Here is a 19,561-nt window from a genome sequence, read left to right on the forward strand (position 1 = left end):
AAAAAAATGGGTGCGGGCGAGCCGCATCAAGGTCTTCTCCTAAGGGCAGCGCAGGATCGGCAGGGCGGCGTGCATCTAAAACGATGTGTCGCTCCTTCGGATAATTCGGCCCCGCCTCGCGTTTGTTTGCTCGTTCACACTGGCACTCCAGATCCTGCTCATCGCAGGATGCGGCGGGTCCGCCTCCATGGCCCCCAGCACGGCCGCCGACAGCGGGTCGGGTAGCGGCGGAGGGTCCGGCAGCGGCGGCTCGGGTGGCAGCGGCGGGTCCGGCGGCAGTGGTGGCGGCGGGACCGGGCCGACGGATGTTGCGGCGTGCGGCGGGTCGGGACACGGATACAACAACCAGAACGGAACCATCAGCGGCGTCTGGTTGCAAAGCCCCGAGCCGGGTCAGAATGCTGGCCATGTCCAGTTGAATGCGATCGCGTACAGTTCCAGCGCGATCACGCAATGGACGGTCTGCCTCGACGATCAACCTGTGTACCAGGCGGCGAACGCGGCGAGTTCCATCTCCCAGGGGATCGATATGGCACCTGGGCAGCACCTGCTCTACGCACGTGTGCAGGACGCAGCTGGCGATACGAACAGATCGGAAGTCAAGCTGATCCAGGTTGGGCCGCCGCCGCCCAGCAGCACGGTGCTGCCGACGCCGCCTGCGAATGCAGAGGTGTTGACGCAGATGCAGAACGACAAAACGTGGACGATCTGCAGTCTGTGTGCGCAGGGCACGAACACGACCGGCAACTACGCGTTGAGACCCTCGCAGAGCGAGCCCGCGCTGAGTGGCAGCAGCCTTGAGATGAGTGCCAACGGACCGTCGTGGACCAACGTGCTGTTTATGGACACGCTGCTGGGCACTCGTTCCGCGACTCACTTCCTGTGGGACTTCTCGGTCTACCACGACCCTGCGGCGGAAGCGCACTTCTGGGCTTCGGAGTTCGACGTGTGGCAGGTCCTCGGGGGCAAGGAGTTCATGATCGGCAGCCAGTGCGACTTTGGCGACGGCTACTGGTCGACGTGGGATAGCGAGGGCAATCGCTGGGTGCTGAATGGCATCCCGTGCGCACACTGGACGCCGGGCTGGCACCACATTCAGTGGTACGTGGAGCGCATCAGTCCCACGCAGTATCGCTATGACACGCTGGTCGTCGACGGAACAGCTTACGGACTCAACCAGACGTGGAAGGTAAACGATACGACGTGGCCGGACATGGTCGGCATTCAGTACCAGTTGGATCAGGATCCGACGGGCACGCCACTGCGCGAATGGGTGGATAACGTCACCTTGACGATGTGGTAGAGCGAGCGGTTGCTATGCCGCGCTCTGGTGCCTGCTGATAGGGTCGCCCGTCATGCCGCTGCGCATTGAAGGTCACGGCTGATCTGACGGTCGCATGATGCGCAGCACCGGGTGGCCGCCGATATCTTCGAGCGGAAGATAGACCAGGTTGCGAGGCGGGATCAACCGACACTGTGTGCGCGTGCGGCATGTTGAAGGTGCCGAGAACCTTTAGCGCGCGGCCGGACTCTTCGAGTACAGTCACGCTTCGAGATTCCGCGGAGACGTAGAGGTGCTTGAGCCCGGGGTCGGAAGCGAGAGAACGTCCGGGTCCCCACGGGGTAGACGGCGAGCAGCTTTCCCGCTTGCAGATCAAAGAACGCCGCGATTGGCTTTCCTCACCCGGCAATGTAGGGCAGCTTGTGTCCGAGACTTGCGCCATTCATGAGAGCCGTTGTGCGAACGGCATGGAGTGGAGCGGCGGCGGGAAAGAACGTAGGACTTCCTAGCATCCCCTCGACGCAGCCGACCGGAACGACTTCTGCTGCGCTTTTCAGTTGCGGAGTATCTGGCAGATATATATCGTGCAGATATGCCAGCAGCGAAGCTGAGTCCGACGCGCTCTGCGTTCCCCAGCAAAGCTCGAGGACCGTCCAAGGTGCGCCCAGCGGGTGAGAGCAGCAGCCGCACGACCACGGCCGACTCGCTCCTGGGTCTTCTCAGCCTCGGACCCATGAGCGGGTATGAGATCCGGCAGCTCATCGACCGATCGATTGTAAATTTCTGGACGGAAAGCTATGGGCAGATCTATCCGGCCCTGAAGAGTCTAGTGCAACGAGGTTTCGCAGAGCAGGACAGGCCGGAGCAGGGTCGCTCGGGGCGTCCCGCGCGAAAGCTCTATCGGCTGACCGATAAAGGGCGTGACCGCCTTGTGCACTGGCTGGCTGCTCCGGCCCGGGAGCAGGTGCCGCGCAATGAGCTATTGCTGAAGGTGTTCTTCGGTTTCCAGCAAGCGCCGGAACGTACTGCGGACCACATCCGTACTTTCCTGAGCGAGCAACGACGGCTGCACGAGCGGTTTGGCGCAATCGAGAGCACGCTCAGGCGAGAACAGGCGAACGACCCCGGGCTGCCCTACTGGTTGCTGACGCTTCGCTACGGTCTCTACGGAACAGAAGCACTGATTCGATGGGCGGAAGAGAGCCTCAACCAACTGGAAGCACTTCAAGCGAACACAACGAACTAGGACGGAGACCCGGCATGCATCACGATCCGTTGTGGATGAAGTCGCTGTTGGTTCTGCATATCGCCGCGGGATGCGGCTCCTTCCTGCTCGCGCCGATTGCGCTGGTCACGGCCAAGGGCGGCCGCGCCCACAAGCGCTGGGGCATGGTCTATCTGTGGTCGATGGGACTGGTCGCGGCGACGGCGTTGTCGATGGCTCTCTATCGACCTGTGCTCTTTCTCGCACTGGTGGCGGTCTTCAGTTTTTACTGTGCCTTCTCCGGCTATCGCGTGCTGAAGTTGAAGCAGCTGCCGCGGGGTGGGCGGGCGGCATGGATCGATTGGGTGGCCGGTGTCCTGGCCTTTGCCGCGGGAGCGTGCCTGGTGCTCACGGCATGGCTGAGGCCGGCTCTAGTGCAGAACATGGGTGTCGTGGCGGTGGTCTTCGGGATACTCAGCATGCGGGTGGCAGGGGGACAGATGTGGTCCTTCATGCGCAAGCCCAAAGAGAAGGTGTTCTGGTGGTACACGCACCTTGGGAACTTCATTGCGAGCTACATCGCGGCCTGGTCGGCGTTCAGCGTGGTTACGCTGCCGCGATTGTTTGGCCCACATCTCTGGCTGTGGCTCTGGCCTACGGCGATCGGCGTTCCCGCCATACTTGTGACAACCGCGTACTACAAGCGAAAGTTCACGCCAAAGCGCGGCCATTCGGAGCCGGCAATAGCGGTTTAGGATACGTTCTCGCGCAGTGCGGCTGCGCCGATTTCTGCCGGACGTGATTTGCTCTGCTCTTGCTTGAACCTGGTGGGCGCTGCAGGATTCGAACCTGCGACTTCCACCGTGTGAAGGTGGCACTCTACCGCTGAGTTAAGCGCCCTGGCCGGAGAGCTGCCTGGCGGGACTCGATCAATTTACCATCCCGGGCGGGGTTGGCCCAACTGGCGGGGCATGGGTGCGCGCAGCACCATCCCGCGGTGTCGGGCCACGCGCTGCCGCCGGCGATGGCTGGCCTGCTCGGGCGATTGCTGGGCCGCTCTGAGGATGGCTGGGCTTGCTTCGTGATGGCTGGCCTGCTCGGGATGGCTGGCCTGCTGCGGGATGGCCCGTCGGTGCACTGCCCTTCGCGCAAAGCGGGCATCTACAATGCGATAGCTCATGCCCTTCCGCCCTCTATCCTCCCGGTTGAAACGGCCGCCGCCTGCCGATCCTGAGTTGCCGGATCCGGAGTTGCCGGAGCGGTTTGCCGGCGGCCTGGACCCTGAACTGGACCCCGCACTGGACCCCGAACTGGGGCGGGAGCTGGGCGGGGTGCCGCATCCGGAAGAGGAGCTCGAGGTGCTGCCCGAGGCGGACGACCCTGACCGCGATGCTGACGACGATGGTGACGGCGGGGGCAAGTCCCATGCCGGACCGCAACGTTTTGCTGAGGACGGGGTTGAGGAGGACATGGCGACCTCTGGGTTCCATCCTCAGGCACAAACCGGAGCACGGGCCGGCGCGGCTGCTGGCGTGGCGGCTGATGGTCTGGCGCCGCTCGGCGCGGGCGGCTGGAGCGCGCTGACGGATGCCGAGATCATGCTGCGCGTGGCGGCCGGCGATGAGGCGGGCTATGGGCTGCTGGTGGAGAAGTATCGCCGGCAGATGGTGCACTTCATGTACCGCATGGTGCACAACCAGGCCGTGGCCGAGGAGCTGGCGCAGGAGGTGTTCCTGCGGGTGTACCGGGCGCGGGCGACCTACCGGGCGGATGCGAAGTTCAGCACGTGGATCTACCGGATCGCGACCAACCTGGGCGTGAACCATGCGCGCGACACGCGGCACGAGCGGGGCGCGCAGGCCGTCTACCTGGATCAGCCGGATGCGGAGACGGGCACGCGGCCGGATGTGGCCGATTCGCGGATGAACGTGGAGCAGGACATGCTGCGCGAGGCGCGTATGGCGGCGATCCGCAAGCACGTGATGGCGCTGCCCGAGCGGCAGCGGCAGGCCGTGCTGATGCACAAGTATCAGGACCTGGATTACAAACAGATAGGCGCGATTTTGAAGCTCAGCGAGTCGGCGACGAAGTCACTGCTCTTCCGCGCTTACCAGACATTGCGTGAGCGGCTTCAGGAGTTTGTGTGATGCGCACTCCCAGGCGGACACCAGCATCGGAATTGGATAGCAACACCATGAACTGCAAAGCGACACGGATGGAATTGGCGGACCTGCTGCTGGACCCGGCGGCTGCGTCGGCGGGTGCGCGCGAGCACGTGGCCGAATGTGCAGGCTGCCAGGAGGAGCTGGCGGCGCTGCAGACGACCATGCACACGATGGATGCGTGGGAGGCGCCGGAGCCTTCGCCGTACTTCGACACACGGCTGGCCGCGCGGCTGCGCGAGGAGCAGGCGCGGCCACCGGCGGGCGTGTGGGAGCGGCTGAAGGCGCGGTTCACCTATGGCTCGAACCTGCAGATGAAGCCGATTGCGGCGGGCGCGCTGGCGCTGCTACTGATGGCGGGCGGCGGCACGGCGCTGGTGCTGGATCATGCGCGGCCGGCGGTGACGCAGGAGTCGGCGACGGTGCATGACCTGCAGGTGATGGACGGCAATGCGCAGGTGTATCAGCAACTGAACTCGGTGGACAACGACGGCGACGACGGTTCAGCAACGAACTGAACGGACGAACTGAGCGGACGCGCTGAGCGGGTGGTGAGCGCGGCGCTGGCGAGCGGCGCGGGACGGCAACGGGAAGACAGCCGGGCAACACGGCACAGACGATGACCAGCGGGGGCACAACTCGGACGGGCAGGACAGGCCAAGTGCGGAGCTTCGCGTCGATGTTGCGGCGTGCGTGTGGAAGCCGGCTGCTGCTCGCCACGTTGCTGCTGGCTGGACCTGCTGCGTTTGCGCAGCACGCGACTCCGAATCACGAAGCAGCGCGGCCGGCACCGCAGCCGCACCATGCGCCGGCGCGGCCTTCCTACGGTGGCGGAGGTGCCCCGGCGCCCAGGCCTTCCGCGCCACCGAGGCCCGGCTATCCGGCACCGAACTATGCGCGGCCCAATGCCCCCGCACCCAACTACGCGCGGCCCAACTACCCTGCCCCGAACTATGCGGCGCCGAATGGCTTCACCGCGGGACACACGCCCACGACGGGCCGCATGCCTTATGTGCCGTACGGACCGACGGGGCGGACTACGCCGTCGACCGGGCCGCGGCTGACGGGGCCGCACCTGGGCAACTGGCTGCAGAACCACCAGGGACAGTCATTCAACAGCCAGGCGGACTCACTGCGGCAGGAGCGCGGCTTCAGCCAGCTTCCGCAACAGCAGCAGCAGCGGCTGATCGACCGGCTGCACCAGATCGACAGCATGCCGCCGCCGCAACGGCAGCGCACGCTGGGGCGGATCGAGAACATGGAGCGGCTGGCGCCGGAGCGGCGACAGGAAGTACGCGCGTCCGCGCAGGAGCTGGGCGCGATGGAGCCGGGCCGCAAGCAGCAGGTGCGCGGCGCCTTCCGGTCGCTGCGCGAGCTGCCGCCGGAGCAGCGCGAGCAGGTGCTGAACTCACCGGAGTACCGCTCGCAGTATTCGGAACGCGAGCGGCAGGTTCTTGGAAATTTGCTGTCGGTCGAACCGTATCAGCCGCAGTGACGTTCTGCAGCGGCGGTTTCGGACTGTGGAGATGGGGGCGCTGTTGCGCCATCCGGCCAGGGTTGATGGGAAGATTCGCCAAGAGCTTCTGCTTGCGCAGAGCTGCGCGTCGTGCGTAAACGGTTGGGAGTGGCGTCGTGCGAGGCACTCCCAACCGTCGCGAGTCAAACGGCTGACTCCTTACTTGTCCGTTGAGAAGGCGAGAGCCTTCTGGGACTCGAGCGCGGACAGCCGTTCCTGAAAGGCCGCACGGAGCAGAGTGTAGGTGTCGCTTCCCAGGGAGAGCCGCCTTGGCGCAGGCGAGACATCGACGCAATCGATCATCGCCTGCGCGACCTTGTCCGCATCGCCAGGAATCGGAAACTCGTTGTTGGCGAGTGCGCGGCGTATGTCTCCGGACGGTGTCTTGTCATAGGCCGGCATAGCGGGCGGGCTGACGATGCCGGTCTTGAAGTTTGTTCCTGTCGCCCCCGGTTCGACGATGGTGAACTCGATAGAGAAGGGCGCCACTTCCTGAAGGACCGCTTCCACGAACCCTTCGATCCCCCATTTGGTTGCGTGATACAGACTGAAGTTCGGAAACGCATACTGTCCGCCCGTGGACGACACCTGCAGCACGCGACCGCCACCCTGCGATCGCAAGTGCGGGAGTGCGGCACGGATGACCTGAATCGAGCCGACAAGGTTTGTATCAATCTGGTGACGAATTTGATCGTCGGTCACTTCCTCTGCGGCTCCAGAGAGACCGTACCCGGCGTTGCTGACGACCACATCCACGCGACCGAAGTGAGTGAAGGCTCCGTTGACTACCCGGCGAACCGCGGGTGTGTCGGTGACATCCAGCTTCCCGAGCCACAGGGCTTCGCGGTACTGCTCCTGCAGCCCGGCTAGATCGTTCAGCTTGCGAGCGGTGCCGGCGACTCTGTCTCCCCGTTGCAATAACTTCTCGGCCATCGAGCGTCCCAGGCCGCTATTCACTCCAGTGATGAACCATGTTCTCTGTGCCATGACCGTCTCCCCTTCGACTGCTATGGCCAACGTTAGATCGCACGGAGGGAGGGGCGGTAGACGAAAGCTCTCCCGTTCTTGCACGATCCTCTCAGCCCGTGAGGCACGCCCCGGGTCGCGGCGAATCAAGCGACGGGCATGCCACATCCAAAGCGCATGACCGCCCTCGACGAACTCCGGGACCTCATCAAGCGTCACAGCACCAAGGCACTCACGCCGACGGCGGTGCCCGGTCTGGTGGTGATGCGCAGGGATCGAGTCTCCACCTGCGAGGTGCAGGGCGTTTACGTTCCCATGGTGTGTGTTGTGGCGCAGGGCGCGAAACAGGTGATCGTCGGTAGTTCGACGCTGCGGTATGACAGCTCGAATTATCTGATCAGCTCGGTCGATCTGCCAGTGTCCGGACGGATTACGAAGGCGAGCCCGCAAAGCCCGTACCTGGCGTTGGGGCTGGAGCTGGATCTCCATACGGTGGCATCGGTTCTGGCGACATTGCCGCCACGGCAGGCGGAACCATCGACGCCGCGCGCGATCGCTGTCCACCCCCAGACGCGTGAGTTGCTAGAGGTCTTTGCACGATTGCTGCGACTGCTCGATCACCCCGAGGACATCGCTCCGCTTGCGCCACTGATCGTCAGAGAGATCTTCTACCGTCTGCTCACCGCTGAGCACGGCGCCATGCTGCGCCAAATCGTGCTTGAAGAGAGTCGCAGCGCGCAGATTCTGCGTGTGATCCAGTGGATTCGACAGAACTATGCGTTGCCATTGCAGATCGACAAACTGGCGCGACTGGCGAACATGAGTGCCGCCTCGCTCCATCGTCACTTCAAAGCCGTCACCGCGATGAGCCCACTGCAGTACCAGAAGAGGGTGCGGTTGCAGGAAGCGCGCAACCTTCTGATCTCAAGCACGAGAGATGCGGCTTCCGCGGGGTTCGACGTAGGTTACGGATCTCCCTCTCAGTTCAGCCGCGAGTACCACCGCCTGTTTGGTGCTCCACCGCATCAGGACCGGGAGCGGTTGCGCTCGTTGTCGGTGGATGCACCGGGCTCCTATGCCTGAGCTGCCTGGATGCCGCGGATGCGTGCGTCCCCGAGGCTGGGCAGAAAATTTGCCACGTTTGCAGTGACGTTACGTCGCTTGCGGCAGCGGCTGTGGCGATTCCAACAGTACTGCTCAGGTTCGCTTCGGCAGTGTCTTGCGAGGCGTCGGGATCGAGCAGCCTTCCACTTCCTCTGCCTTGAACCCTGCCGGCGCGGATGCTTGGTCCCGGGTGGGCTTCTCCTCGGCGGCGCCCTTCAGCACGGCGGTGAGAAGCCCCGGATAGAGCTGTTCTATCTCGGCGAGCCGGAGATGCATGAGCCGCCACGTGCCCTGCTTTTCTGTGCGAGTGAGGCCGGCGTGGCGCAGCTCGGCGAAGTGGTAGCTCAGCTTCGTCTTCGAGCCAAGATCTCCAAATGAGTTGCACAGGCCGGGCTCCCGCGACAGGCGGTAGACGATTTGCCGGCGCGTCGGGTCACTCAGCGCATTCAGGATGGCGCTGAATGAAGGCGGGTACTCGATGTCGGAATCAGCCTGCTTCGCCATGTGGAAATTATAGTTCAAGAAAACTTGAATCAGACGAGGCCTGCTCACGATCTATGTGTTCAAGATTAGTTGAACTATGCGAAGCCTGGTTGCGACAGGCCCGCATCGCTCAGCCCCATTCGAGGAGAGAACACTTATGAAATTGACAGGCAATACGGTCTTCATTACGGGCGGCGGGTCCGGCATCGGGCGCGGCGTTGCGGAAGCCTTCCACGCACGCGGCAACAAGGTCATCATCGCCGGCCGGCGCAAGGCAGCGCTCGAGGAAGTCACGAAGGCGAACCCCGGCATCGACGCCCTGGTCCTCGACGTGGAGGATGCATCGAGCATCGCCTCTGTATCGCAGACCCTGATCGCTCGCTACCCCGACCTGAATGTGCTGTTCAACAATGCGGGCATCATGCAGTTCGACGATGCGGCCGGAGCGGTCGACGAGACGGTGTTGACGTCCACGATTACCACCAACCTGCTTGGACCGATACGCCTGAGCTCTGCGCTGCTCGAGCACCTGAAGAAGCAGAAGGAAGCAGCGATTCTCTACAACACCTCTGTGCTGGCCTTCACGCCGTTCGCTCTCACCTCCGTGTATTCGTCCACGAAGGCCGCGCTCCACTCGTATGCACTGTCGCAACGCTACAAGCTGCGGGGCACCTCTGTTCGGGTGATCGAGATTGCGCCGCCATGGACGCAGACCGACCTGTTGAACAGCAAGGAAGAGCCGCGTGCCATGCCGCTCGGAGCATTCATCGAAGAGACGATGCAGGTTCTCGGCACAGGCGTGGACGAGGTCCTGGTCGAGCGGGCGAAGAAGCTGCGCAACAACGCGGGACCAGACGAACACCCCTACGTCACCGAGTTCAATAACTGGCTGCTGGGCGTCGCCTAACCGGCTCCTGGCGTGGTTTTACACACAAGCAGACGCTGTCGCCGCCGCTGGCAACGATAACGCACAGCGTCTGATACATGTTCGGTTCACTGAGCATCGAGAAAGGGCCCCGCGAAGAGAAGGAACCCGCGGAGCCCTTTCGGCATGGTGGTCGCGATGCAGCAGGCGGCCGCTAGAAGTACTTCATGTTCCGCAGGTCTTCGATCAGCCCGGGTCCGGTCGGCTCCCAGCCCAGCGCTTGGCGTGTCCACTTGCTGGACGCCGGCATATCCAATCCGGCGAAGTGCGCGAAGGGCCCGAAGTGCTCGGCCGCCTTCTCCGCATCGATCGACACCACGGGCACGTTCAGCCCCTTGCCGATCGTCTCGGCGATCTCGCGCAGCGTGACACCTTCTTCCTGCACTGCGTGGTACACGGTCACGCCCGGTCCTGTCTTCTCGACCGCCAGCCGGTACAGGTGCGCGACGTCCTTCCGCGGCGCCGCCGCCCAGCGATGTGCGCCATCGCCGACATAGACCGAAACACCCTTCTGGCGTGCGGCCTGCGTCAGCATCGGCACGAGTCCCTGCTTGTGCGTGTCATGCACCTGCGGCAGCCGCACGATGGCCACCCGAATGCCACGCTCTGCCGCGGCTTTCGCAGCCGCTTCAGGATTGCGAGGGATTCCTGGTGTACTCAAGGGCGCATCGTGCTCGGTACGGACATGCCCAGGTCCGCCGCTCGCCAGTCCCGTCGCGGACGTCACGAGGAGCAGCGCTCCTGGTGCGAGCACAGAACTCAGAGCCTCGATGGCTTTGCGCTCGTCTTCGCCGTTCTGCGCAAACTTCGAGAAGTCGTGGTCGAACGCGAGGTTCACGACAGCATCGACGCCTGTGGCTCCGCTGCGCAGGCTGTCCAGGTCCTTCAGATCGCCGCGATGCACCTCGGCGCCCGCTGCCTTCAACTGCTCCGCGCCCGCATCGCTGCGTGCCAGCCCGCGCACCTGGTGCCCTGCCGCGATGAGTTCCTTCACCAGTGGCGTCCCGATAAAGCCTGTCGCTCCCGTTACAAAGATCCGCATAGACCCTTCCTCCTGCTGTGAGCTGGACCGCTCCGCCCATTCATAAGCGGAGCCTGTCTCCGCTTTATGAGATAAGCGGAGACAGGCTCCGGTTGCAGAAGTTTCTGAGAAACTGACGTATGCCGAAAAAGCTGGCCACACCGCCTCCGGCTGCTCGCAGGCTGCGCGCCGATGCGCAGCGCAACCGCGAGCGCATTCTCGAGGTCGCCCAGCTCGTCTTCCGCCGCGATGGAGCCGACGCGTCGCTCGACGACATTGCCCGCCAGGCAGGCATTGGCCCCGGCACGCTCTATCGACACTTTCCCACACGCGATGCCTTGATCGAAGCCGTCTACCGCAGCGAGGTTGAAAAGCTCACTGCCGCCGGTCAGCGCTTCGCCGCGACCATGCCACCGCTCGAAGCCCTGCGCACCTGGATGCTTGTCTTCATCGACCACGTCGCGGACAAAACACTCATCATCCCGGCGATGGACACGGTCGCGGGTGGCTCCACGCGCCTCATCGAAGGCGCGCGCGGGGATATCCATGGCGCGTTTCTCGCCCTGGTCAAACGTGCCATTCGCAGTGGCGATCTGCGGTCCGACACGGAACCGAACGACTTCGTGCGCGCACTGGTCGGCGTCTTCTACACGACGGCCAATCCAGGTTGGGAGGCGAGCGCCCGCCGCATCGTGGACATCCTCATCGAGGGTTCGCGTCCGAAGGCTCGTAACTCCCGATCGAAACCTGCTGAATAGGTGGAGCGATACGGCTGGCCGGCTGCACTTCTCAGCGACCCCGTTGTCCTCACCAGCTAGTGCTTTGCAAACGCGGCCGATGGACTCGACCCTGCGTTCTCAGCGCTCTCCTTGAGGTCCATACGCTCGATCCGGCCACCAGCGATGGTGTAGATGTGCCACACCTCAGTGTCGGAAAGAACGTCCCCGTCCAGACTCTTCACGAGTTGACGAACTCTGACGTCGACTCTCCCATCGCCACGGTCGATGATGTCGATCGGCTCGACGTGCGGGTCGAATTGATTCCACTGGCGAGTCCAGTAGGCACGGATCTCGTCTTTCCCCACCACCTGGCCACCCTCGGACGCCTTCGGCCAACTGACGGTTTCACTCATCAACGCAAACACACCGTCGATGTCTCTCGCGTTGAAGGCTGCATACGCTCTTGTGATCAGTTCGTGAGTGTTCACGATCGCTCCCATTGTTCTCTAGCTGTTGACCTGCCTCGAAGAGACCAAACCCGAGCAGTTACGACAGGTACGGCTCCGGGGACGACGCTTCGCCTTCAACCACGTTACGCTCAAGCTCCGCTACAACGTGGCCCTTCTCTCCCGTGATTGGCGCGATGCGGTGGCCAGGCTTCCTCCAGCCACCGCCGATCGCTCTCGCGCGTCGCCACGGCGGTTACTTGAGCAGGTTCTTCGCCAGGAAGAGCAGGTTGGCGGGGCGTTCGGCGAGGCGGCGCATGAAGTAGGGGTACCACTCGGTGCCGAAGGGAACGTAGACGCGCACGTTGTAGCCCTCCGCCACGAGCGAGCGCTGCAGGTCGCGGCGCACGCCGTAGAGCATCTGGAACTCGAAGGCGGACTTGGCGATTCCCTGCTGCTCGACGTAGGCGCGGGTGGCCGCGATCATCTTCTCGTCATGGGTCGCGATGCCGTGATATACGCCGCTGCCGACCAGCATCTGGGCGAGGCGGACGAAGTTCTCATCAACGCGCTCCTTCTCCGGGAAAGCGCGATCAGCGGGCTCCTGGTAGGCGCCTTTGCAGAGACGGATCCGGATGCCCTCTTTCAGCAACTGGCCGATGTCGGCCTGGCTGCGGTAGAGGTAGGCCTGTATGACGACACCGATGCGGCCCTGCTTGCCCGCCTCGGCGTGGATGCGACGCACCAGCTCGAGGGTGGGGGTGGTCAGTTCGCTGCCCTCCATGTCGATGCGGACGAAGCTGTGGGTGGCACAGGCATGCTCGGTCAGCTTGCGGACGATCTGCTCGGCGATGGCGGGATCGAGCTCCATGCCGACCTGGGTGAGCTTGACGCTGACATTGGCATTGAGCTGGCGCTGCTGGATGGAGTCGAGCAGGCCGTGGTAGATGGCGGCGGCGCGCTCGGCCTCTTCGGCGGAGTGGACGTTCTCGCCCAGGCTGTCGAGGGTGACGGCCATGCCCTGCTGATTGAGGGCGGCGGCGGCGTCAAGCACCTCGTCGGCGCGGAGTCCGGCGACGAAGCGGGACGAGAGCCGGCGTCCCAGGGCGGAGGCCTCAGAAAAGCGGCGGAGCGGACGATTGCGAGAGAGAGAAATGAACGTACTGCGGAGCAGGGCCATAGGAGGTAACTCGTGATCCTCGCATACTTTGCAGCCCGGTGCAAAAACCTGCCTCAGGAACACATGCGTACTCTATCGCTGTCGCCTAGGGAATGTTCCAATCCCACGTTGGCATTTGAACAGGTAGTCACAAATTTTGTGACGCAACCCAAAATGGGAAGGTGCATCCTATCTCTGTTCGCAGCTTCCCGTACGTCTGGTCCCTCCAGGCGCGCCTCACCTCAACCGCCTACCCGAAATTACGAAAACAGCAGAGCGGGCGGACTGATCTCCCCTGACTCTGACGAGGGTCCCCATGGTGAATCATTGCGCGAATCCGCAATGCTGCAAGCCACTCCACTATCTGCGTGAAGGCCGGGTGTACGTATTTGACGTAACCACCCCAAGCCCTGGCGAGCGCGGCGCCCGGCGAATGGAACACTTCTGGCTCTGTGGAACCTGCAGTGAGATGTTCCTGCTGGAGCAGGTTGAGGATAAGAGCGTTCGGATTGCACCGCGGACGCAGCGCAATTCTCCTGCCATGGTGCCCTACCGGGCGCCGCTCGCCTCCTGAATCCGGCCAGCCAGCACTGAGCTTCAAACACGAAGCAAGCCCGCTTCCTGATATCGCAAAGGCCACCAACTCTGAGAGTTGGTGGCCTTTGTCTTATGCGTCCTGTTGTTGGGGTTGTGTGTGGCGGGCTAGTCGCGCTGCCCGGCGACGGCCGCTTCGGGGGCGCGCAGCGGCTCCCGGTTGTATTGACCTGTCAGTGAGCTCCAGCGGATAAAGACCAACTCGGCCAGCATCTGCAGGCCATCGCGCAGGTAGCTGATGCGGCTGCGCTCATCGTGGCCCCAGGTGACGGAGACCTCGGCCACGCGCAGGCCGCGATGCAGGGCGATGAAGAGTATCTCCGGATCGAAGCCCCAGCGCTCGATGCGCTGCAGCCCGAAGACAAGCTGGGCGGCTGGGCGGCGGAAGGCCTTGAAGCCGCACTGGGTGTCGGCGAAGGGCAGCCGCATGATGGACCGGGTGAGCGCGTTGAAGCAGCGGCCGAAGAAGCGCCGGTAGAGCGGCTGCTTGTGCACGATGCGCTTGCCTTCGAGCCAGCGCGAACCGATGGCGACGTCGGCCCCGTCGGCGATGGCGGCGAAGAGCCGTTCCGCCTCATCGATGGGTGAGGAGAGGTCGGCGTCGGTGAACATGACGATCTCACCACTGGCGCGCAGCATGCCGTTGCGGACGCTGTAGCCCTTGCCGCGGTTGCGCGGATTGCGGATCAGCCGGATCTCGGGGCGCTCGGTGGCCCAGCGCTCGACGATGGCGGCCGTGGTGTCGGTGGAGCCGTCGTCGACCACCAGCAGCTCCGCATTCCAGCCGCGCGACCGGATGCAATCGGTCACGGCGCGGAGTGCGGACTCAATCCGGGCAGCCTCGTTGTAGGCCGGAATGATGATGCTGTACTGCACGTCCTGATCGGGCTGGTTCACAACGGGCGGCGCTCCATGGCTATTGTGTTCGATGATAAGCCACGCTCCGCCGTGCCGTGCAGGTGGTCACCAATATGGATTGCGCAGCAATGGGTTGGGTAGTTTCCGCGACCCTTACCCCTCTGGAGACGTCTTATGTTTTGTAGTGCGGTGCGGTAAACCGGCATCTATATTGAGTTTGCAGCGTTGTGTGACTTTGCAGAGGGGCAAGCGGACGATGACGAAGGCCGACCTGGTTGAAGAAGTGACCCGTCTTGGAGACCTGACCCGCCGGGATGGCGAGGTGGTGGTCGACACGGTCTTCGACGCTGTGATCCAGGCGCTGCAATCCGGCGACAAGATCGAGATTCGTGGGTTTGGCAGCTTCCGCATCCGGCAGCGCAAGCCGCGGACCGGGCGCAACCCGAAGACCGGGGACAAGGTCGAGGTGCCGGCGAAGCGGGTGCCGTATTTCAAGCCGAGCAAGGAGCTGCGCGACCTGGTGAATCCGCGCGCAGCCGGCGCCAAGGGCGAGCCGCCCACCGCGGAGCCGGCTGAAGGCTAGCGCCGGACCCGCTCACAAATCTCTACTTCGGGCCGATGACGGCCATCATGCGGCCGCAGAAGCCGTGCTCCGCGCGGTAGGAGTAGAAGGTCCGCGACTCGCACTGCGTGCAGCGGTAGCCGACGCGGATGGCCGCCTCGCTCAGGCCGGCATCGAGCAGCTGGCGACGGTTGGCTTCGATCAGGTCCAGGTGCAGGCTGGGGCCGATGTTGCTGTGACCGGGGGCGCGGGCGGTCAAAAACAGCAGCGGGTACTTCTCCTTGACCGGATCCGAGTCGTAGATCTCCGTAAACAGGGCCGGGGCGTAGGCGAACTGCGAGTGGAACTCGGTCGCGACCTCGTCGCCGACGGCATAGCAGCATTGGCCGATCGCCGGACCGATGGCGGCTTCGAGATCCTCGGGTCGGCTGCCGAACTCCAGCCGCATCTTGCCGATGCCACCCTCGACGATGCGCTTCAGCGTGCCGCGCCATCCGGCATGGAAGCCGGCGACGGCGTTCGTGCGCTTGTCGCGCACCAGGATGGGGACGCAGTCGGCGGTCTGGATGCCGATCATCACGGCGGGGTCGTCGGTCATGAGGCCGTCGGCACGGAAGGTAGTCCCGTTCTCCTTTTTGGTGACCCGGCGCGTGAGCCCGGAGTGGATCTGGCGCAGCGTGACCAGGCTGCGGCCTTGGGCATGCGCCGCAGCGAGCAGACGGCGGCGATTCTCTTCGACATGCGGGCGTTCGTCGCTGTCGGTGAAGCCGAGGTTCATCTCACCGGGGGCGCCGGGCTGCTGCGCGTAAACGGTCGAAACGCCACCCAGACGCGTGCTGAAGGCGTGGGGCACGCCGTCGCTGAGCCAGCGCTTCGAGACGAGCACCTCGACGTCGCCGGCACGCTCGGTCTCGAGCTGGGTGGCTGGGGTCTCCTGCAGCTCGGTTGGAGTCTGGCGGCGGTAGCGGGGGCTGTCGCGATGGATGGCGCGGCGGCCATGGGTCAGGCCAACGCCGGCCAGGAGCTGGTCGATCTTGCTGACATCTTCCGGATCAAGGGGTTGAGGGGCGGGCGCGTGAGCGCGGCTGGCCTGCTTCGCTGCCATGGCTTGATTGTACGGGGCGCGGTGGAGTGAGATGCGTCCCCAGAAAGAGCGATGGGCCCGCTTGCTGGCGGGCCCGCTCTAGAGGCTGAAGGAAGATGTCAGGATGACTTCAGGAGGAGGGCGGATGCCCTCGGTATGGGGGTGTACTACGGGGTGGTAGTGACAGCCGGGGTAGCCTCTGTTCGTGCTCTGTAGGAGTGAGGGTGCGGAGAAAAGGTTGCTGGCCGTGTGACGAATTATCCGCCAAGATTTCCACAGCCGATGGAAAGCTCAGGAGGCGGTGAGTACGCCGCCAAGCAGGCCCTTGAGCGAGGCGACGTATTCATCAAGGGCGATGCGGCCGGTGTTGGTCATGCGGTAGAGCGTGACCGGCTTGCGGGCGACGAACTTCTTCTCAACCGCGATGTAGCCGGCCTCCTCGAGCTTGAGCAGATGCGCGCCGAGGTTGCCGTCGGTTGAGCCGGTGCGCTCGCGGAGCCAGGTGAACTCGGCCTGATCGACGCCGTAGAGCAGAGACAGGATGGCCAGACGCATCTTCCCGTGGACGACCGGGTTGAGGTCCGGCAGCTCAGGCATGCTGCACCGCCGTGGCCGGCCGCTGCGTGTTGCCGCGGCTCTCGCGGATCATGAGGTAGACGCCGAAGCCGATCATGCCGACGAGAGTCGCGCCGAGGAACAGGTAGGCGACGCCGTTCGCGGTGGCGAAGGCGCTGGCAGCGGCGGCGGCCCACCAGAGTCCGCCAACACCGATCTGCACTTTCCAGCGCAGCATCAGGCCAGAGGCGATGTTGGCGACGCCGAGCAGTGTCTCGATGCCGCCCATCAGGGTCTGCGCGGTGGCGTGCCCGCTCCACGCCTGCGAGAAGGCAAAGACGAAGATGCCGAAGCCGACGGCGCTCCAGGCGGCCTGGATGTGGCGGGACTTGTCTGTCCGGGGCTGGAGGCGGGTGCGGCGGCGGGCGATGACGGCGGTCAGCGCTGCGGTGAAGACCATGGTGACGGGCCAGGCCAGAGTGCGGCCGCCGGCCTGCGGGAGCAGGCTGGCCCAGGCGGTGGCCACATAGTAGGCCAAGCCCCAGACAACAAAGGTCCAGCCCCAGCGTTCGGTGCTCTTGCGACCGGCCTGCAGCATGGATTCAATGAGGTTGATACGGTCGGTAATCTCTGGGTCAGGTGCGCTGTAATGGGCCATTTGGGGCCTCCTGGGTAGGGCTAAAGGGCTCACTCTGCAATGCAGAGTAATGAATATGACTACTCTGCGCCGCAGAGCGCTCCGCGTCAAGTGAAATCTGCACAGCGAAAAGCCCCCGCGATCTGGCCGGGGGCTTTCCGCTGTGCTCTCGTTCTGTGCTCTTGTTCCCGACACTCCCTGTTCCCCGCTCACTCGCCCAGCCCTCAGGCGGAGGTCAGGGCTTCGCCGATCCAGAGCTCGAAGGCTTCCATGCTTTCATCCCGGCCTAGGAAGTCGCGGACCAAGGTGCGGCCGGGGGCGGAGCCGCCGCGGTCGAGGACCGTGCTGCGGTAGCGCAGGGTGGCCGGGTCTTCGAGCAGGGCGGCGCGGTCGAACTGGTTGAAGAAGTCGATCGCGATGACCTTGTCGTAGAGGTAGGTGTAGTAGTTCGACGAGTAGCCGCAGAGGTGGGTGAAGCTCGAGTACATGCGGTTGCCGTCGATCCAGAGGTAGGGGAGGAAGCGCTCGTAGTCGGCCTTGAGCAGGGCGTCGAGGTCGAGCGGATGGCCCGGCTCGTCCGGGTCCCGGTCGTGCACGTCGAGCGAGTAGTTGGTGTAGAAGAGCTGGGTCCGGACCCAGTCCGCGCGGCCGAAGGCGCCGGCCTGGTTCATCAGCGCGACCAGCTCGGCGGGGATGGCTTCGCCGGTCTGGTAGTGGCGGGCGAAGGTGCCGAGCAGGCGGTGGTCGCGGAAGAACTCTTCGAGCATCTGCGAAGGCACTTCGACGAAGTCGCCTTCGGTGGCGATGCCGCTGATGCCGGCCCAGGGCTGCTGGCCGCCGAGGATGGCGTGCATGAGGTGGCCGAACTCGTGGAAGTAGGTGACGACGTCGGAGTGCTGCATGAGGCCGGGGTCGTCGTTGGCAACGTCGTGGGGGCCGGGGTCACCGCCCGGAAAGTTACAAATGAGGGCGGCTTCGGGGACCTGGCGGCCGGCGATGCCGGGCACCAGCGGCGCGGCGCTGAACCACTTGTCCTTGCCTTCCCGGGGGTGCATATCGAGGTAGAAGCGGCCAGAGTGCTTGCCGCCGTCGTAGACATCCCAGGCCGAGACGGAGGGGTGCCAGACGGGGGCGTCCGAGGGGCGGAACTCGACGTGGAAGAGGCGCGCCGCGGTGGCGAGCACGCCGGCCTCGACCTGCTTGTACGGGAAGTAGGGGCGCACCTGCTGCGAGTCGAAGGCGAAGGCGTGGCGGCGGTACTGCTCGAGCCAGTAGCCACGGCTGGCGGCATCGAGGCGGCGGATGTCCGGCCGCTCTGACTGAGCGAAGCTGAGCAGGATGCTGTACTCCTGCTCGGCGCCGGTGCGCGTCGAGACCTCGAGGCGATCAAGGAACTGCTTCATGTTGGCGGCGGAGCCGATCATCTGGTCGGCGGTGGCGAGGTCGGCCCAGGTGGCGAAGCCGAGCAGGTTGGCGATGGCATGCCGGGTGCGGAAGAGATCGAGCAGCAGCTCGCGGTTCGCGGGAAAGGCGCGCGTGTTGTAGGCGAGGAACATGCGGCGGCGCAGGGCGTCGCTGGCGGCGAAGGTCATGACGGGCAGGTAGTCCGGGAAGTCGGTGGTGAGGATGACCTTGCCGGTTTCGTCGGGCGCGTGGTGCTGGCGGAAGTCCTCGGGCAGGCCGTCGAGTTCGGAGAGGTCGGTGATCTCGACGGTGTTGGCGCCCTCCTGGACGTTGCGGCCGATGGTCAGGCTGAGGACGGTGGCCTTGTCCTGCAGCTCGCGCAGGCGGGTGCGGGTGGCCTCATCCTTATCGACGCCGGCGAGGCGGTACTGGAGCAGCGTGCGGTCAACGTAATGGCGGGTGCCAGGGTCCGCATCGGCGTCGGGTGTGGCAGCGGCGAGCGCGCGGTAGACCTCCTGGTTGAGCGAGAGCGCGGTGGCGGCTTCGGCGACCTTTTGTGCCATCGCCTGTGCCATATCGCGGACGGGCTTGCTGGGGTGGACGCTGTCGAGCAGGCCGCACTCGGAGCCGGCCTGGCTGAGGCGGGCGACGGCGTCGTCGTAGGCACGCCAGGCGGAGCGGAAGTCGGCGGCATGGTGGAGCTGGTCGAGGCTGGCCTGGTGGGCGGCGAGTGCGGCATCGACCCAGGCGGTGAGCGATGCGGGACTGAGTTCCGGACCAAGTCCGGGGGTCAGTTCAGCGTCAGCTTCGGTCTTGGTGGCGGCGGTCCACGCATGCTGCTGCAAATTCGTTGTATCCATCACGATCCTTGAGAATCCCT

21 protein-coding genes and 1 tRNA gene are annotated in these 19,561 nt (G+C 64.5%); 10 read left to right on the plus strand and 12 right to left on the minus strand.

Annotation, left to right across the window (positions count from 1 at the left end; all coding sequences use genetic code 11):
* Nucleotides 1-187: 187 nt before the first annotated feature.
* The 3 genes from AC5IJH_RS12515 to AC5IJH_RS12525 all read left to right on the plus strand — a co-directional run bounded on the left by AC5IJH_RS12515 (nt 188) and on the right by AC5IJH_RS12525 (nt 3,241).
* Complete coding sequence (locus AC5IJH_RS12515) at nt 188-1,303, plus strand: hypothetical protein (RefSeq protein ID WP_491903161.1); 1,116 nt, start codon at nt 188-190, stop codon at nt 1,301-1,303.
* A gap of 571 nt (nt 1,304-1,874) precedes the next feature.
* Complete coding sequence (locus AC5IJH_RS12520) at nt 1,875-2,528, plus strand: PadR family transcriptional regulator (protein WP_491903162.1); 654 nt, start codon at nt 1,875-1,877, stop codon at nt 2,526-2,528.
* Between the two features lie 14 nt (nt 2,529-2,542).
* The gene (locus AC5IJH_RS12525; protein ID WP_491903163.1) at nt 2,543-3,241 is read left to right on the plus strand and encodes a DUF2306 domain-containing protein; all 699 of its coding nucleotides are present in this window, start codon (nt 2,543-2,545) and stop codon (nt 3,239-3,241) included.
* A gap of 70 nt (nt 3,242-3,311) precedes the next feature.
* Here the strand turns inward: AC5IJH_RS12525 and AC5IJH_RS12530 are convergent.
* A tRNA-Val gene (locus AC5IJH_RS12530) sits at nt 3,312-3,386 on the minus strand.
* A 34-nt stretch (nt 3,387-3,420) separates the two neighbouring features.
* Entirely contained in the window at nt 3,421-3,666 is a 246-nt protein-coding gene (locus tag AC5IJH_RS12535) for a hypothetical protein (RefSeq protein WP_491903164.1), read from the minus strand.
* Between AC5IJH_RS12535 and AC5IJH_RS12540 the strand changes: the two genes are divergently transcribed.
* From AC5IJH_RS12540 to AC5IJH_RS12550, 3 genes are all read left to right on the plus strand, one after another.
* Nucleotides 3,665-4,633 (plus strand): RNA polymerase sigma factor, encoded by a 969-nt coding sequence (locus AC5IJH_RS12540; RefSeq protein ID WP_491903165.1) that lies wholly within the window; start codon nt 3,665-3,667, stop codon nt 4,631-4,633. The two genes, AC5IJH_RS12535 and AC5IJH_RS12540, sit on opposite strands and share 2 nt — an antisense overlap.
* 47 nt (nt 4,634-4,680) lie before the next feature.
* Nucleotides 4,681-5,166, plus strand: a complete 486-nt coding sequence (locus AC5IJH_RS12545) for an anti-sigma factor family protein (protein WP_491903166.1) — start codon at nt 4,681-4,683, stop codon at nt 5,164-5,166.
* A gap of 143 nt (nt 5,167-5,309) precedes the next feature.
* A complete protein-coding gene (locus tag AC5IJH_RS12550; RefSeq protein ID WP_491903167.1) occupies nt 5,310-6,143 on the plus strand; it encodes a DUF3106 domain-containing protein in 834 nt (277 codons plus the stop codon).
* Between the two features lie 180 nt (nt 6,144-6,323).
* Here AC5IJH_RS12550 and AC5IJH_RS12555 read toward each other — a convergent pair whose 3' ends face one another.
* On the minus strand, nt 6,324-7,151 hold the full coding sequence (locus AC5IJH_RS12555) for an SDR family oxidoreductase (protein ID WP_491903168.1): 828 nt from the start codon (nt 7,149-7,151) through the stop codon (nt 6,324-6,326).
* 156 nt (nt 7,152-7,307) lie between these two features.
* On the opposite strand from AC5IJH_RS12555, the gene AC5IJH_RS12560 reads away from it, so the two are divergent.
* Nucleotides 7,308-8,213, plus strand: coding sequence for an AraC family transcriptional regulator (locus tag AC5IJH_RS12560; RefSeq protein ID WP_491903169.1), 906 nt, complete (start codon nt 7,308-7,310; stop codon nt 8,211-8,213).
* A gap of 114 nt (nt 8,214-8,327) precedes the next feature.
* Here the strand turns inward: AC5IJH_RS12560 and AC5IJH_RS12565 are convergent, their stop codons facing one another.
* The gene (locus AC5IJH_RS12565) at nt 8,328-8,738 is read right to left on the minus strand and encodes an ArsR/SmtB family transcription factor (RefSeq protein WP_491903170.1); all 411 of its coding nucleotides are present in this window, start codon (nt 8,736-8,738) and stop codon (nt 8,328-8,330) included.
* A 136-nt stretch (nt 8,739-8,874) separates the two neighbouring features.
* On the opposite strand from AC5IJH_RS12565, the gene AC5IJH_RS12570 reads away from it, so the two are divergent.
* A complete protein-coding gene (locus tag AC5IJH_RS12570) occupies nt 8,875-9,624 on the plus strand; it encodes an SDR family oxidoreductase (RefSeq protein WP_491903171.1) in 750 nt (249 codons plus the stop codon).
* A gap of 172 nt (nt 9,625-9,796) precedes the next feature.
* On the opposite strand, the gene AC5IJH_RS12575 is transcribed toward AC5IJH_RS12570, so the two are convergent.
* Entirely contained in the window at nt 9,797-10,684 is an 888-nt protein-coding gene (locus AC5IJH_RS12575; RefSeq protein ID WP_491903172.1) for an SDR family oxidoreductase, read from the minus strand.
* Nucleotides 10,685-10,803: 119 nt separating this feature from the next.
* Between AC5IJH_RS12575 and AC5IJH_RS12580 the strand changes: the two genes are divergently transcribed.
* On the plus strand, nt 10,804-11,421 hold the full coding sequence (locus AC5IJH_RS12580) for a TetR/AcrR family transcriptional regulator (RefSeq protein ID WP_491903173.1): 618 nt from the start codon (nt 10,804-10,806) through the stop codon (nt 11,419-11,421).
* Nucleotides 11,422-11,477: 56 nt separating this feature from the next.
* Here AC5IJH_RS12580 and AC5IJH_RS12585 read toward each other — a convergent pair whose 3' ends face one another.
* The 3 genes from AC5IJH_RS12585 to AC5IJH_RS12595 form a co-directional block, all read right to left on the minus strand.
* Nucleotides 11,478-11,870: a nuclear transport factor 2 family protein gene (locus AC5IJH_RS12585; RefSeq protein WP_491903174.1), complete on the minus strand. Its 393-nt coding sequence runs from the start codon at nt 11,868-11,870 to the stop codon at nt 11,478-11,480.
* Nucleotides 11,871-12,084: 214 nt separating this feature from the next.
* Complete coding sequence (locus tag AC5IJH_RS12590) at nt 12,085-13,008, minus strand: proline dehydrogenase family protein (protein ID WP_491903175.1); 924 nt, start codon at nt 13,006-13,008, stop codon at nt 12,085-12,087.
* A 681-nt stretch (nt 13,009-13,689) separates the two neighbouring features.
* Nucleotides 13,690-14,478 (minus strand): dolichyl-phosphate beta-glucosyltransferase, encoded by a 789-nt coding sequence (locus AC5IJH_RS12595; RefSeq protein ID WP_491903176.1) that lies wholly within the window; start codon nt 14,476-14,478, stop codon nt 13,690-13,692.
* Nucleotides 14,479-14,695: 217 nt separating this feature from the next.
* Here AC5IJH_RS12595 and AC5IJH_RS12600 point away from each other — a divergent pair, with 217 nt between their 5' ends.
* Nucleotides 14,696-15,022 (plus strand): integration host factor subunit beta, encoded by a 327-nt coding sequence (locus AC5IJH_RS12600; protein ID WP_491903177.1) that lies wholly within the window; start codon nt 14,696-14,698, stop codon nt 15,020-15,022.
* A gap of 22 nt (nt 15,023-15,044) precedes the next feature.
* Here the strand turns inward: AC5IJH_RS12600 and pgeF are convergent, their stop codons facing one another.
* The 4 genes from pgeF to AC5IJH_RS12620 all read right to left on the minus strand — a co-directional run bounded on the left by pgeF (nt 15,045) and on the right by AC5IJH_RS12620 (nt 19,541).
* Entirely contained in the window at nt 15,045-16,106 is a 1,062-nt protein-coding gene (pgeF, locus tag AC5IJH_RS12605; protein WP_491903178.1) for a peptidoglycan editing factor PgeF, read from the minus strand.
* 270 nt (nt 16,107-16,376) lie between these two features.
* A complete protein-coding gene (locus AC5IJH_RS12610) occupies nt 16,377-16,682 on the minus strand; it encodes a winged helix-turn-helix domain-containing protein (protein WP_491903179.1) in 306 nt (101 codons plus the stop codon).
* Nucleotides 16,675-17,298 (minus strand): hypothetical protein, encoded by a 624-nt coding sequence (locus tag AC5IJH_RS12615; RefSeq protein ID WP_491903180.1) that lies wholly within the window; start codon nt 17,296-17,298, stop codon nt 16,675-16,677. The genes AC5IJH_RS12610 and AC5IJH_RS12615 overlap by 8 nt, the downstream gene beginning before the upstream one ends.
* Nucleotides 17,299-17,501: 203 nt before the next feature.
* Nucleotides 17,502-19,541 (minus strand): M3 family metallopeptidase, encoded by a 2,040-nt coding sequence (locus AC5IJH_RS12620; RefSeq protein ID WP_491903181.1) that lies wholly within the window; start codon nt 19,539-19,541, stop codon nt 17,502-17,504.
* Between the last annotated feature and the right edge of the window lie 20 nt (nt 19,542-19,561).

This window comes from Candidatus Dedyshia acidiphila (genome assembly GCF_051025295.1).
Classification (GTDB): domain Bacteria; phylum Acidobacteriota; class Terriglobia; order Terriglobales; family Acidobacteriaceae; genus KBS-83.